This is a genomic window from Bacillus cereus group sp. N12, assembly GCF_016483575.1.
Classification (GTDB): Bacteria; Bacillota; Bacilli; order Bacillales; family Bacillaceae_G; genus Bacillus_A; species Bacillus_A toyonensis.
The window spans coordinates 17,256-32,687 of sequence record NZ_JAEHBO010000045.1; the positions used below are offsets into that span (position 1 = coordinate 17,256).

The following is a 15,432-nucleotide window of genomic DNA, read 5'->3' on the forward strand; positions in this document are numbered from 1 at the left end:
AATGAACATAAAAAAAGTAAATGTAGCGAATAGCATTGAAATAGAAAGAGGAGGCGGGATGATATGAAAAAATCAACTGTTAATCCATGGCTTGTTGTCCTTGGTACAGTCATAGTACAAATGGGGCTTGGAACGATATATACTTGGAGCTTGTTCAATCAGCCTTTAGTTAGTAAATTTGGTTGGAGTCTGAACGCTGTTGCTATAACTTTCTCGATTACAAGCCTTTCTTTAGCGTTTTCAACTTTGTTTGCGAGTAAATTGCAAGAAAAATGGGGACTTCGTAAACTCATTATGATAGCTGGACTAGCATTAGGACTAGGATTAATACTTAGTTCACAAGCTTCCTCATTAATATTGCTTTATGTATTAGCAGGAGTTGTCGTAGGGTATGCAGATGGTACAGCATATATCACTTCACTATCGAATTTAATTAAGTGGTTTCCAGAGCGTAAAGGTTTAATTGCTGGTATATCTGTCTCTGCATATGGTTCAGGTAGCCTAATCTTTAAATACATAAACGCACAGCTGATTGAATCAGTTGGTGTATCACAAGCGTTTATATACTGGGGTTTAATTGTTACAGCTATGATTGTGATTGGCGCTTGTTTAATCCATCAAGCTGCTGATCAAGGGGCAGTTCATGAAACAAAAACGCAGGAATATACAACGAAAGAAATGCTAGGTACAAAACAAGTATACTTATTATTTATTATGTTATTTACATCATGTATGAGTGGCTTATACTTAATTGGCATGGTAAAAGACATCGGTGTTCAACTTGTAGGGCTTAGCGCAACAACAGCAGCTAATGCAGTGGCTATGGTTGCAATCTTCAATACATTAGGTCGTATTATTCTAGGACCGTTATCAGATAAAATCGGCCGTTTAAAAATCGTTACTGGTACTTTTGTTGCTATGGCGACTTCAGTCTTGGTCCTAAGTTTCGTAGATTTAAATTATGGTATCTACTTCGTCTGTGTAGCAAGTGTAGCGTTTTGCTTTGGTGGAAATATCACTATTTTCCCAGCTATTGTTGGTGATTTCTTCGGCATGAAAAATCATAGTAAAAACTACGGAATTGTGTATCAAGGATTCGGGTTTGGAGCGCTTGCAGGTTCCTTTATCGGTGCAATTCTAGGTGGATTTAAACCAACTTTCATGGTGATCGGCGTATTATGTGTCGTGTCATTTATTATCGCAATTTTAATTCAAGCACCTAATAAGAAAAAAGAAAAAGAAGAAGAATATCGCAGTGTAGCGTAACGATTTAAACCTTCTATGGCACTACGATAAGAAAAAAGCACTCTATGAAAAAGGGTGCTTTTTTCTTTATGAACTTTTTTAAATTATTTTTCTCTGCCAAGTCCTTGTAATCGACGTAATGATACGAATAAAAGTGCGAGTAAAATATCGATTTGGATTATATTGAAGTTTCATTAAAGGATGCATAATATAGGAAAATGTAAATTAATCTTAGATTATACATAGAATATTTATTGAGAAATGAAAGATGTAAAATAAAATATTTTCAGAAAAATGTTGAAAAAAAATGAATTTTTGGTAAAGCATTGTAGGCGAAAAAATCTACAAGTTATCTTTTTGAATTTCAAAAAGATGATAAGGAATTATGGATCTATTTTGTATCCTTTATTACAGCCCGTAAAACCCCCAATGAATAAAGTTGCACTTCATTTAAAGTACTTTTTATTGCTTATAGATGTAGTCTTGCATAGAAACATAAAAAAAATGTCTGAAAAATAAAAAAAGATTGACAAGATTATTGAGAAACATTATCATTTCGATGTAAGAACAGTAAATGAAAAATATTATCAATTAATTTCATTTCGATGAAAAGTACACTTGACCAATTAGTTTAGTAAGTGTATTATTTTTTACATTACCAATGATAATGAAAATCGTTATCATTTAATTTGTTTCATTAGATTAATTTTTATATGAAAGGATAGAGGGAATGAACGTAGGGGAATTTGATGGGAAAACCGTTTTCGTAACAGGTGCAGCGCAAGGTATAGGTAGTGTTGTAGCAAAAATGTTTTTAGAAAGAGGAGCTACAGTTATTGCGGTTGATCAAAATGAAGAAGGGCTAAATGTGTTATTAAATCATGATGCATCATATGAAACACGTATGAAGACATTTCATTTAGATGTAAGTGATAGCAATGCTGTTGAAGAGGTAGTAAACCGAATTGAAAATGACATAGCGCCTATAGATATATTAGTAAATGTCGCAGGAGTTTTACGAATGGGAGCGATTCACTCTTTAAGTGATGAAGATTGGCATAAAACATTCTCTGTAAATACTACAGGAGTTTTCTATATATCTCGATCGGTAAGTAAACGTATGATGGTAAGAAAATCAGGGGCAATTGTTACAGTTGGCTCAAATGCAGCAAATACTCCGAGAATGGAAATGGCTGCGTATGCTGCATCAAAAGCTGCAACGACAATGTTCATGAAATGTTTAGGATTAGAGCTTGCATCATACAATATTCGCTGCAACTTAGTTTCTCCTGGTTCTACTGAAACTGAAATGCAAAGGTTACTATGGGCTGATGAAAATGGAGCTAAAAATATAATTGCTGGTTCTCAAAATACATATAGACTCGGTATACCATTACAAAAAATTGCACAACCTTCAGAAATTGCTGAAGCAGTATTGTTTTTAGCTTCTGATAAAGCGAGTCATATTACAATGCACAATTTATGTGTCGATGGCGGTGCTACATTAGGAGTTTAATAAAAAATTCAGGAGGTTTTCATACTATGAATGAACTTACAGCCGTAAAGGAACTGTCAGAAAAATTATTAGAAGATTATAAAACTGAATCTTCATTCTTTTTCGCTTCACCAACTCGAACGATATTAGCAGAAGGAGAGTTTACTACAGTAAAGCATCGTGAAATTGAAAGTTTCCCAGAGCTTGTGCAAGCGACATTAAGTAATGCGAAACAAGCTGGAAATCCAAATCCTATCGTTGTGGGTGCTTTGCCATTTGATCGTAGAAAAGAAGTCCAACTTATCGTACCAGAATATAGCAGAATTTCTGAGCGTTTACAATTAGATACAACAAATCAGCTTGAAATAAATGAGAACGTAACATTTGAAATGAAGTCAGTGCCAGACCCTGAAGTTTATATGAATGGTGTGAAGCAAGGGATTGAAAAAATTCAGGATGGAGATTTAAAGAAAATCGTTCTATCTAGATCGTTAGATGTTAAATCTTCAGAGAAGATTGATAAACAAAAACTACTTCGCGAATTAGCAGAGCATAATAAGCACGGTTATACATTTGCTGTGAATTTACCGAAAGATGAAAACGAGAACAATAAGACATTAATTGGAGCAAGCCCGGAATTGCTTGTTTCACGTAGTGGTATGCAAGTCGTTTCTAATCCATTAGCTGGTTCAAGACCAAGAAGTGACGATCCAGCTGAAGATAAAAGAAGAGCAGAGGAATTACTCTCTTCACCAAAAGATTTACATGAACATGCGGTAGTAGTTGAAGCGGTTGCTGCTGCGCTTCGTCCGTACTGTCATACATTGCATGTGCCAGAAAAACCATCAGTTATTCATAGTGAAGCAATGTGGCATTTGTCTACCGAAGTGAAAGGTGAACTTAAGAATCCAAATACTTCTTCTTTACAATTAGCAATTGCTCTCCATCCTACGCCAGCAGTTTGCGGAACTCCAATGGAAGCAGCAAGAGAGGCTATTCAAAAAATTGAGCCATTTGACCGTGAATTCTTTACAGGAATGTTAGGGTGGAGCGATTTAAATGGAGATGGCGAATGGATTGTTACAATTCGTTGTGCGGAAGTGCAAGAGAATACACTTCGTTTATATGCAGGAGCTGGAGTTGTTGCTGAGTCAAAACCAGAAGATGAGCTAGCAGAAACATCAGCTAAGTTCCAAACAATGCTGAAGGCTTTAGGGTTAAGAGATAATTCGTTGAATGAAAAATAGGGGGAAGAAAGAATGTTAACAGGTTATACGGAATGGCCAAAAGAATTCGTCGATCGTTACCGAGAAGAAGGGTGTTGGCTTGGTGAAACATTTGGCGGAGTGTTAAGAGAGCGTGCTGAAAAATATGGAGATCAGATTGCAGTTGTAAGCGGTAATACACATATAACGTATAGTGAACTTGATAAAAAGGTAGATCGCTTAGCTTCAGGTTTACTGAATGTAGGAATAAAGAAAGAAGACCGAGTTGTAATCCAGTTACCTAATATTATAGAGTTTTTCGAAATATGTTTTGCACTATTTCGAATTGGAGCGCTTCCTGTTTTTGCGCTACCTTCACATCGAAGCAGTGAAATTAGTTATTTTTGTGAGTTTGGCGAGGCGAGCGCTTACGTTATTTCAGATAAGGCTCTCGGTTTTGATTATCGAAAACTAGCAAGAGAAGTGAAAGAGAAAGTGCCAACTTTACAACATGTAATTGTAGTGGGAGAAGAAGAAGAGTTTGTGAACATAAATGATCTGTATATGGATCCCGTATCATTACCAGAAGTTCAGCCAAGTGATGTTGCGTTTCTTCAATTATCAGGAGGGACAACAGGACTTTCTAAATTAATTCCTAGAACACATGATGACTATATTTATAGTTTACGTGTTAGTGCTGAAATTTGTAATTTAAATGCAGAAAGTGTCTATATGGCAGTTCTTCCAGTAGCACACAATTACCCAATGAGTTCTCCAGGAACATTTGGAACTTTCTATGCGGGTGGAAAGGTAGTGTTGGCAACTGGAGGGAGTCCAGACGAGGCATTTGCTCTTATAGAAAAAGAAAAAGTGACGATTACAGCGCTCGTTCCACCATTAGCAATGATTTGGCTTGATGCTGCATCTTCCCGTAATAACGATTTATCGAGCTTGCAAGTGATTCAAGTAGGTGGTGCGAAATTTAGTGCCGAAGTTGCGAAGCGTATTCGCCCTACATTTGGATGTACGTTACAGCAAGTGTTTGGTATGGCAGAAGGGCTAGTAAATTACACAAGATTAAATGATCCGGAAGAAATCATTATTCATACACAAGGTAGACCGATGTCTACATCCGATGAAGTAAGGGTTGTTGATGAAAATGATAACGATGTAAAACCGGGTGAAGTAGGTAGTTTATTAACACGAGGTCCATATACAATTCGTGGTTATTATAAAGCGGAAGAGCATAATGCACGATCATTTACAAAGGATGGATTTTATCGCACAGGTGATCTTGTAAAAGTAAATGAACAAGGTTACATCGTTGTAGAAGGAAGAGATAAAGATCAAATTAATCGTGGTGGTGAGAAAGTTGCTGCGGAAGAGGTTGAAAATCATCTATTAGCACATGATGCAGTACATGATGTAGCAATTGTATCTATGCCTGACGATTATTTAGGTGAACGCACCTGTGCTTTTGTTATAGCTCGCGGTCAAGTTCCAACTGTAAGTGAATTAAAAATGTTCTTAAGAGAACGTGGTATAGCGGCTTATAAAATTCCAGATCGAATTGAATTTATTGAATCATTCCCGCAAACAGGAGTCGGAAAAGTCAGCAAAAAAGAACTACGTAAAGTCATTGCTGAAAAACTTATTACAGTAAAACAATAATAAAAACCGGAAGGAAGTGATTAGATGGCTATCCCATCTATTTCAGTATATAAAATGCCAATTGAATCAGAACTACCAAAAAATAAAGTGAATTGGACACCAGACCCGAAACGTGCAGTACTTTTAATTCATGACATGCAAGAATATTTTCTTGATGCATATAGCGATAAAGAATCACCAATAGTAGAACTCATTTCAAATATTAAAATGATAAGAGAAAAATGTAAGGAACTTGGTATACCAGTTGTTTATACAGCGCAACCTGGTGGGCAAACGTTAGAACAAAGAGGTTTATTACAAGACTTTTGGGGTGACGGTATTCCTGCTGGACCAGATAAAAAGAAAATTGTTGATGAACTTACTCCTGATGAAGATGATATATTCCTAACAAAATGGAGATATAGTGCATTTAAAAAGACAAATCTATTAGAAATTTTAAATGAACAAGGAAGAGATCAACTCATTATTTGCGGTATTTATGCGCATATTGGATGCCTTTTAACAGCTTGTGAAGCATTTATGGATGGTATAGAGCCGTTCTTTGTAGCAGATGCAGTTGCTGATTTTTCACTAGAGCATCATAAACAAGCATTGGAGTATGCATCTAATAGATGCGCAGTAACGACATCAACAAACCTACTGTTAAAAGTTTTACAAAGTGTAAAAGGTGATGAGAGTGAAGGAACCACTATACAGGAAGTACATGAACTAGTTGCACAACTACTTCGTGAGCCAGTAGAGAGTATTGATATTGATGAGGACTTATTAAATAGAGGGCTTGATTCGGTCAGAATTATGAGTTTAGTAGAGAAGTGGCGTCGTGAAGGGAAAGAAATCACGTTTGCAGATTTAGCAGAACGTCCAACTGTTGCAGGTTGGTACAGCTTACTATCTTCAAAAACAGCAAAGGTGCTGTAACAAATAGACTACATAATAAAGGGGTAGTAAAGAATGCCTAACAGTCAAAAGATTCGTCATTCGTTATCATCTGCGCAGTCTGGTATGTGGTTTGCGCAACAATTAGATCCGCTTAATCCGATATATAATACTGGGGAATATGTAGAAATAAACGGGAATATTCATCAAGACATTTTTGAATTAGCTGTACGTAAAGTCGTAATGGAAGCAGAAGCACTTCATGTTCGCTTCGAAGAGGATGAAATTGGCCCATGGCAAGTTATTGAAGAATCACAGTTTCATATGCATTTTATTGACGTTCGTAAAGAAGAACATCCTGAAGAAGCTGCTAAAGTATGGATGAAAAATGATTTATCTATGCCAGTCGATTTGAAAAAAGATACTTTATTTACTGAAGCACTTATTCAAGTTGAAAATAATCGTTTCTTTTGGTATCAGCGCATCCATCACATTGTGATGGATGGCTATGGATTTTCACTTCTTAGCCAAAAGGTAGCGAATGAGTATACATCACTTATAGAAGAAACAAACAAGAATGAAAAGCCATTTGGTTCTCTTGCAAAAGTTGTGCAAGAAGATATTGAGTATCGTGAGTCTAAACAATTTCAGGAAGATCGTACTTTTTGGTTAGAAAAATTTGCGGATGAACCAGAAGTTGTAAGTTTGGCAGAACGAGCACCGAGAACATCAAATGGATTTTCACGAGAAACAGCTTATTTATCTAGTTCTAGCACGAAAACTTTACTAGAAGAAATCAATATTTCGTTAACAAGTTGGCCGGAATTCATTGTCGCTGTAACAAGTATTTATATGCATAAATTAACAGGTGAAAATGATATTGTTTTAGGTTTACCGATGATGGGACGTCTAGGTTCTGTATCTATTCATACACCTAGTATGGTAATGAATTTAGTTCCGCTTCGTATTACAGTAACTCCAAATATAACTCTTGCGGAATTATTGCAACAAGTTTCTAAAGAAATCCGAGATGTACGTCGCCATCATAAATACCGTCATGAGGAATTAAGAAGAGACTTAAAGTTACTAGGTGAAAATCAAAGGTTGTTTGGACCGTTAGTGAATGTTATGCCATTTGATTACGGGCTTAATTTTGCTGGGAAGCGTGGTATTACGCATAACTTATCAGCAGGACCTGTAGATGATTTATCGATAAATGTATATAAACGTTTTGATCAAAAGGAGTTAATGATTCATTTTGATGCGAATCCCGAAGTATATAATGGCGCGGAGCTAGCATTGCATAAAGAAAGATTTATGAATCTATTTGAATTAGTAATAAATAATTATGAGAAAAACGAGTCTATTGGAAAAATAAACATTACTCTGCCTGAAGAAAAGCATAAAGTTTTATTGGAATGGAATGAAACGAAGGAAGATGATGAGTTAATCAGTCTACCTATATCATTTGAAAAACAAGGGCAAAAAAATCCAAATAAACTAGCGATTACTTGTGACGGTGTAAACCTTACGTATAAAGAGCTAAATGAACGAGCGAATGAACTAGCACATTATTTAGTAGAAGAAGGCATACGACCAAACCAGTTTGTAGCTTTAGTATTTCCTAGATCAATAGAAATGGTGGTTAGTATGCTAGCGGTCTTAAAAGCTGGTGCAGCATATTTACCAATAGATCCAGAATACCCAGCAGAAAGAGTTAATTATATAGTAAATGATGCAAACCCAGTTTGTATCATAACACATTCATCTGTTTCATCTAAGTTAGTTATAGAAAATGATATGAAAAAAGTTGTATTAGATGAAGAAGAAACGAAACTAGCGTTACATACATATTCTTGTATGAATATAGCATGTAAGAATGATGTATCACGTTTAAACCCAGCCTATACAATATATACTTCAGGCTCAACAGGAAACCCAAAAGGTGTAATTGTTCCTATGAGAGGTTTAAGTAACTTTTTAATGGCTATGCAACAAAAGTTTTCATTAAATGAAAATGATCATTTATTAGCAGTTACAACGTTTGCGTTTGATATTTCTGCTCTAGAAATTTATTTACCTCTTATTAGTGGTGCAAGTTTAACAATTGCGCAAAAAGAAGACATACAAGAGTCATCAGCATTAACGACACTTTTACAAGAAGAAAGAGTGACAATTATGCAGGCTACACCGACGCTTTGGCAGGCGTTAGTAACTGATTATCCAGAGAAGCTACAAGGGCTAAATATACTTGTTGGTGGTGAAGCTCTTCCAGCGCATTTAGCAAATAAATTAAAAGAATTAGGTTGCTCAATAACTAATTTATATGGACCAACTGAAACGACGATTTGGTCTACTTTCATGAACATTGATGAAGGTGAAAAGGGTATACCTCCTATTGGAAAGCCAATTTCCAATACAGAAGTGTATGTATTGGATGCAGGGTTACAACCAGTTCCACCTGGAGTTATTGGGGAATTATATATTGCAGGGGAGGGACTTGCAAGCGGATATTTAGGAAAACCTGAGTTAACAGCTGAACGGTTTGTTGCAAATCCTTATGGAGAATCAGGGAAGCGCATGTACCGTACAGGAGATCTTGTGAAATGGCGTAGTGATGGTGCGTTAGAGTACATTAGTCGCGCAGATCATCAAATTAAAATTCGTGGATTCCGAATTGAATTAGCTGAAATTGAAACGGTATTACAACGACATGAAAATATTCAACAAGCGGTAGTAATGGTACGAGAAGATCGTCCAATTGATAAACGCATCATTGCGTATATCGTTGCAGAAGAAAAGGAACTGATTAATCTTTCAGAAATTCGTTCTTATGTTTCAGAAAGTTTAGCGAATTATATGATACCATCGGCATTTGTTGTGCTAGAAGAATTACCATTAACGCCAAATGGTAAGGTTGACAGAAAGAAATTACCTGCTCCTGATTTTAATGGAATGAACAATGAGAGAGTTGCTAGAAATCCGAAAGAAGAAATATTATGTGATTTATTTGCAGAAGTACTTGGTGTTTCTCGAATTAGCATTGATGATAATTTCTTTGAAATGGGTGGACATTCACTTCTCGCATCTCGTTTAATGGCAAGAATTCGTGAAACGTTAAGTGTGGAATTAGGAATCGGGAAACTATTTGAATCACCAACTGTTGCCGAACTGGCGAAACAATTAAACTATGCAAAAAATGCAAGACCAGCTATTCAGAAAGCAAGTAGGCCAAATGAAGTTCCACTTTCATTTGCACAGCGCAGGTTATGGTTCTTAAATTGTTTAGAAGGTCCAAGTCCTACTTATAATATTCCGCTAGTCATTCGTATGAATGGAATATTGAATCGGGAAGCATTACAAGGTGCTTTTTACGATGTAGTTGAGAAACATGAAACACTTAGAACAATTTTCCCTAACGTATTAGGTAGTTCCTATCAGAAAATTTTAGATATGGAAAACTTAAATCTAGAAATGGTTATAACTAATACATGTAAAGATGAATTAGAAAGTGTACTTTCACAGGCGGTAAGATATAGCTTTAACCTCGATTTTGAGCCGGCAGTTCGTTTGCAACTTTTTACAGTGAGTGAAAACGAACATGTATTATTAATTCTATTACATCATATTGTAGGTGATGGCTGGTCATTACAGCCGCTAACGAGAGATTTTACAGCGGCGTATAAAGCACGATGTCAAGGTGACAGAGTTCAGCTGGAGACACTACCAGTTCAATACGCAGATTATGCACTTTGGCAACAGCAATTGCTAGGTGATGAAACGACACCAGAGAGTCTTATTTCAACACAATTAGATTTTTGGAAAGAAGAACTTAAAGGTTTACCAGACCAAATGGAGTTACCTACAGATTTCCAGCGTCCAATTGAGACGAGTTACCGCGGGGAAACAATTCATTTTCATATAGATGAAGGTATGCATAGTAGGTTAGTAGAGCTTGCACGTAAAAATGGAGTTAGTTTGTTTATGGTATTGCAAGCAGGGCTTAGTGCACTATTTACAAGATTAGGTGCAGGCACTGATATACCAATTGGAAGTCCGATTGCTGGAAGAAATGATGATGTACTTTCAGATATTGTTGGTTTATTTGTAAATACATTAGTGTTACGTACAAATACGTCAGGAGATCCAAGTTTTAAAGAATTATTAAATAGAGTGAAGCAGGTAAATCTTGCAGCTTATGAAAATCAAGATGTTCCATTTGAAAGGCTTGTTGAAGTGTTAAATCCAGTACGTACTCGAAACAGCCACCCGTTGTTTCAAGTTATGTTAGCTTTTCAAAATACACCAGAAGCAACGTTTAATGCACCAGATTTAGAAGCGAGCCTTGAAATTCAAAGCGTTGGTTCTGCAAAATTTGATTTAACATTTGAAATTAGTGAGAGTAATGAGGTTGATGGTACTCCGAACGGTTTACATGGATTACTAGAGTTTAGTACCGATTTATATAAACGTGAAACGGTTCAAAAACTAATAGAACGATTCATTTTGTTATTAGATGATGCAGCTACAAATCCGGATCAATCAATTGGCAGATTAGAAATATTAACTGTTGCAGAGAAAAATACAGTATTAGAAAAGTGGAATGGTGGTTTTCAAATTGCACCAGAAATGACATTGCCACAATTATTTGAAAAGCAGGCTCATGTAAATCCAAATTCTATTGCTGTTGTCTTTGAAGATGAAAAGCTAACGTATGAAGAGTTAAATAGAAAAGCGAATAAAATAGCTCGTTCGTTAATAGCAAAAGGAATCGGGCCGGATCAACTCGTTGCTTTAGCGATGCCGAGATCTTTAAATATGGTTGTAAGCTTACTTGCTGTTCTTAAAGCAGGTGCCGGATACCTTCCGTTAGATCCGGATTATCCGTCAGATCGTATTTCATTTATGCTACACGATGCGAAACCATCATGTGTATTAACAAATGCAAGTGTAGAAATTGAATGTGATGAGGCACTAAAGATTTTAGTTGATGATGTGAACGTAATAGAAGAAATTGAAAAATATAGTGAGGACAATATTGATGAAATGGAGCGCCTGAAGCCGTTATCTCCTTCACATATTGCTTACGTTATTTATACGTCAGGCTCAACAGGTAGACCGAAAGGAGTTATGATACCTCATCAAAATGTAGTAAGACTTTTAGGAGCAACCGATCATTGGTTCCAATTTGACGCAGACGATGTGTGGACGATGTTCCATTCATACGCTTTTGATTTCTCGGTTTGGGAAATTTGGGGACCTTTATTATATGGAGGGCGTTTAGTTGTAGTACCACATACTGTAAGTCGCTCGCCGAAAGAATTTTTACAGCTGCTTGTTAAGGAAAAGGTTACTGTTTTAAACCAAACTCCATCAGCGTTCTATCAATTGATGCAAGCAGATCGTGAAAATGAAGAGGTTGGTCAAAAACTATCTTTACGATATGTTGTTTTTGGTGGAGAAGCACTTGAACTAAGTCGATTAGAAGATTGGTATAGTCGTCATCCTCATAACGCACCGAAACTTATTAATATGTACGGTATAACGGAGACGACGGTACATGTTAGTTATATTGAGTTAGATGAGAGTATCGTTTCTTTACGAGCAAATAGTTTAATCGGGTGCAGTATACCAGATCTTAAAGTATACGTATTAGATACCTATTTACAACCAGTGCCACCAGGAGTAGTTGGGGAAATGTATGTTGCAGGTGCTGGACTAGCTCGTGGATATTTAGGAAGAGCAGCATTAACGGCTGAACGTTTTATCGCAGATCCATTTGGTAAACCTGGTACAAGAATGTATCGCACAGGAGACTTAGCGCGCTGGCGTCAAGATGGGACGTTAGATTATATAGGACGTGCAGATCATCAAATTAAAATTCGTGGATTCCGAATTGAATTAGGGGAAATAGAAGCGGTCATAATGAAACACGATAAAGTTGAACAAGTAGCCGTTATTGTCCGGGAGGATCAACCTGGGGATAAACGATTAGTTGCTTATATCGTCGCATCAAATAATGAAACGATTGATACGAATGAAATGCGTCAGCATGCTGGAGGTAGTTTGCCAGATTATATGGTTCCATACGCTTTTGTAGTAGTAAACGAGTTACCTTTAACTCCAAACGGTAAATTAGATAGAAAGGCATTGCCAGCTCCAGAGTTTATTGCATCATCATCTAGCCGCGGACCGAGAACACCGCAAGAAGAAATGTTATGTGACTTGTTTACAGAAGTTTTAAGTGTGTCTCAAATTGGAATTGAAGATGGATTCTTTGATCTTGGTGGTCATTCACTTCTTGCAGTGCAGCTTATGAGTCGCATGAAAGAGGCACTTGGCGTTGAACTGAATATTGGAACTTTATTTGCAGCACCTACTGTTGCGGGGCTTGCTGAAAGGCTTGAAATGGGGAATGGTCAAAGTGCACTTGATGTGTTGCTTCCATTACGAGCAAGCGGGGATCAATTACCACTATTTTGTGTACATCCAGCAGGTGGATTAAGTTGGTGCTATGCAGGACTTATGAAATCTTTAGGAACAGATTATCCAATCTATGGTGTACAAGCACGTGGTATCGCTGAAAATGAAGAACTTCCAAAAAGTTTAGAGGAGATGGCGGCGGATTACTTGAAACATGTTCGTGAAGTACAGCCTCACGGACCGTATCGTTTACTCGGTTGGTCACTTGGAGGTAATGTTGTTCATGCAATGGCGGCGCAACTACAAAATGAAGGGGAAGAAGTAGAATTACTCGTTATGCTTGATTCTTATCCTGGTCACTTCTTACCGAATACGGAAGCGCCTACTGAAGAGGAAGCGTTAATCGCATTACTTGCTTTAGGGGGATATGATCCAGATAACATGGATGGTAAACCACTGACTATGGAAAGTGCGATTGCAATACTTCGCAAAGATGGAAGTGCATTAGCGAGTCTTGAAGAAGAGACTATTTTAAACTTGAAAGAAACATATGTAAATTCGGTAGGGTTGTTAGGGAAGTACGTACCGAAAGTTTATAACGGGGATATTTTATTCTTTAGGTCTACTGTTATACCAGACTGGTTTGATCCCATTTCTCCAAATACATGGCTAAATTATTTAGATGGAGATATCGTGCAACATGATATTGATTGTAGACATAAAGATTTATGTCAGCCAGGGCCGCTTACAGAAATTGGGCAAGTACTTGCGAAATATTTACAGAATAAGAAAGGGGTAAATAGAGTATGACGAATCCATTTGAAAATGATAATTACACATATAAAGTATTAATGAATGAGGAGGGCCAGTATTCTCTCTGGCCTGCCTTTCTCGATGTACCAATTGGATGGAATGTCGTACATGAAGAAGCTAGCAGGCAAGTTTGCTTAGAATACGTTGAAGTAAACTGGAATGATTTAGAGCCAAAAAAAAATCAAATTAGCGAAAAAATATTAGTAGGAAAACAATAATGAAAGTAAAAATAAATCCAAAAGTAGTTATAAGCATCGTGTATATAACAGCGATGTTTATGGCTGCGATGGATGCAACAATTGTGAATGTAGCATTGCAAACGATAAGCAAAGAACTGCAAGTACCCCCATCTGCAATGGGGACAGTAAATGTTGGGTATTTAGTTAGTTTAGCTGTTTTCCTTCCGATTTCTGGTTGGTTAGGAGATCGATTTGGTACGAAAAGAGTATTTTTAACTGCTCTTTTCGTATTTACAATTGCCTCTGCTTTATGCGGAATGGCTAACGATATTACTTTATTGAATATTTTCCGTATCATTCAAGGTGCTGGTGGAGGGCTTTTAACACCGGTCGGAATGGCGATGTTATTTCGAACATTTTCACCAGAGGAAAGACCGAAGATTTCTCGGTTCATTGTACTCCCAATTGCTGTAGCACCAGCAATTGGTCCTATCATCGGTGGTTTCTTTGTAGATCAAATGTCTTGGCGTTGGGCATTTTATATTAATCTACCGTTTGGAATCGTTGCATTGCTATTTGGACTTCTATTTTTAGCAGAGCATATTGAAAAATCAGCTGGTCGTTTTGATTCTCTCGGTTTTGTTCTTTCAGCACCAGGTTTTGCGATGCTCATCTATGCACTCAGTCAAGGGCCGTCAAAAGGATGGATTTCTCCAGAAATAATAAGTACTGGGATAGCTGGGATTGTATTCATTTCACTGTTTATAATAGTAGAATTGAAAGTAAAGCAACCGATGTTAGATTTACGCTTATTAAAAGAACCCGTTTTTAGAAAAATGAGTCTCATATCCTTGTTTTCATCTGCTGGTTTACTTGGAATGCTATTTGTTTTTCCGCTTATGTATCAAAATGTAATCGGAGTTTCTGCGCTGGAATCAGGTCTTACGACATTCCCAGAGGCGATTGGATTAATGATTTCTTCGCAAATTGTACCATGGACGTATAAGAAATTAGGTGCTCGAAAGGTAATCTCTATTGGACTAATAAGTACCGCGGTTATATTTGTATTATTAAGTTTTGTAAATCATGATACGAATCCATGGCAAATACGGGCATTATTGTTTGGCATAGGTATTTTCTTAGGGCAGTCTGTCGGTGCAGTTCAATTTTCTGCTTTTAACAATATCACACCACATTCTATGGGGAGAGCAACTACTATATTCAATGTGCAAAACCGATTAGGATCTGCAATAGGAGTTGCTGTTTTAGCTAGTATACTGTCTGGTTTTGGAAGTAATAACGTACAGAATAACGCACAATCAGATTTCTTGCCATATCAAGCGGCATTAATTGGATCAGCACTATTTTTACTTATAGCATTACTATTTTCTTTACGTATTTCTGATAAAGAGGTAATGTCAAAGAAGAAAGAAAAAATGTTATCAGTATCACAAAAAGAGAAAGAACTCGTCAATGAATAGCAATATATGTATGCTACTTTAATTGAAATTGATATTAGTAGTAA

General features: G+C 36.7%; 8 protein-coding genes. All 8 read left to right on the forward strand.

The genetic code is table 11. From position 1 onward, the window contains the following. Nucleotides 1-63 precede the first annotated feature (63 nt). The 8 genes from JDS92_RS19100 to JDS92_RS19135 all read left to right on the forward strand — a co-directional run bounded on the left by JDS92_RS19100 (nucleotide 64) and on the right by JDS92_RS19135 (nucleotide 15,388). The gene (locus JDS92_RS19100; RefSeq protein ID WP_000750116.1) at nucleotides 64-1,266 is read left to right on the forward strand and encodes an L-lactate MFS transporter; all 1,203 of its coding nucleotides are present in this window, start codon (nucleotides 64-66) and stop codon (nucleotides 1,264-1,266) included. 709 nt (nucleotides 1,267-1,975) lie between these two features. Beyond that, nucleotides 1,976-2,761 carry a 2,3-dihydro-2,3-dihydroxybenzoate dehydrogenase gene (gene dhbA / locus JDS92_RS19105; protein WP_098144984.1) on the forward strand — a complete coding sequence of 262 codons (786 nt, stop codon included), beginning with the start codon at nucleotides 1,976-1,978 and terminating at the stop codon, nucleotides 2,759-2,761. 26 nt (nucleotides 2,762-2,787) lie between these two features. After that, nucleotides 2,788-3,987 (forward strand): isochorismate synthase DhbC, encoded by a 1,200-nt coding sequence (gene dhbC, locus JDS92_RS19110; protein WP_199632330.1) that lies wholly within the window; start codon nucleotides 2,788-2,790, stop codon nucleotides 3,985-3,987. Between the two features lie 12 nt (nucleotides 3,988-3,999). Next, nucleotides 4,000-5,616, forward strand: a complete 1,617-nt coding sequence (locus JDS92_RS19115; protein WP_199632331.1) for a (2,3-dihydroxybenzoyl)adenylate synthase — start codon at nucleotides 4,000-4,002, stop codon at nucleotides 5,614-5,616. Nucleotides 5,617-5,640: 24 nt separating this feature from the next. After that, a complete protein-coding gene (locus JDS92_RS19120) occupies nucleotides 5,641-6,534 on the forward strand; it encodes an isochorismatase (protein WP_199632332.1) in 894 nt (297 codons plus the stop codon). A gap of 33 nt (nucleotides 6,535-6,567) precedes the next feature. Next, nucleotides 6,568-13,725 carry an amino acid adenylation domain-containing protein gene (locus tag JDS92_RS19125; RefSeq protein ID WP_199632333.1) on the forward strand — a complete coding sequence of 2,386 codons (7,158 nt, stop codon included), beginning with the start codon at nucleotides 6,568-6,570 and terminating at the stop codon, nucleotides 13,723-13,725. Continuing rightward, nucleotides 13,722-13,946, forward strand: coding sequence for an MbtH family protein (locus JDS92_RS19130; RefSeq protein ID WP_000184075.1), 225 nt, complete (start codon nucleotides 13,722-13,724; stop codon nucleotides 13,944-13,946). The genes JDS92_RS19125 and JDS92_RS19130 overlap by 4 nt, the downstream gene beginning before the upstream one ends. Then, complete coding sequence (locus tag JDS92_RS19135; RefSeq protein ID WP_199632334.1) at nucleotides 13,946-15,388, forward strand: MDR family MFS transporter; 1,443 nt, start codon at nucleotides 13,946-13,948, stop codon at nucleotides 15,386-15,388. The genes JDS92_RS19130 and JDS92_RS19135 overlap by 1 nt, the downstream gene beginning before the upstream one ends. The last annotated feature ends 44 nt before the right edge of the window (nucleotides 15,389-15,432 follow it).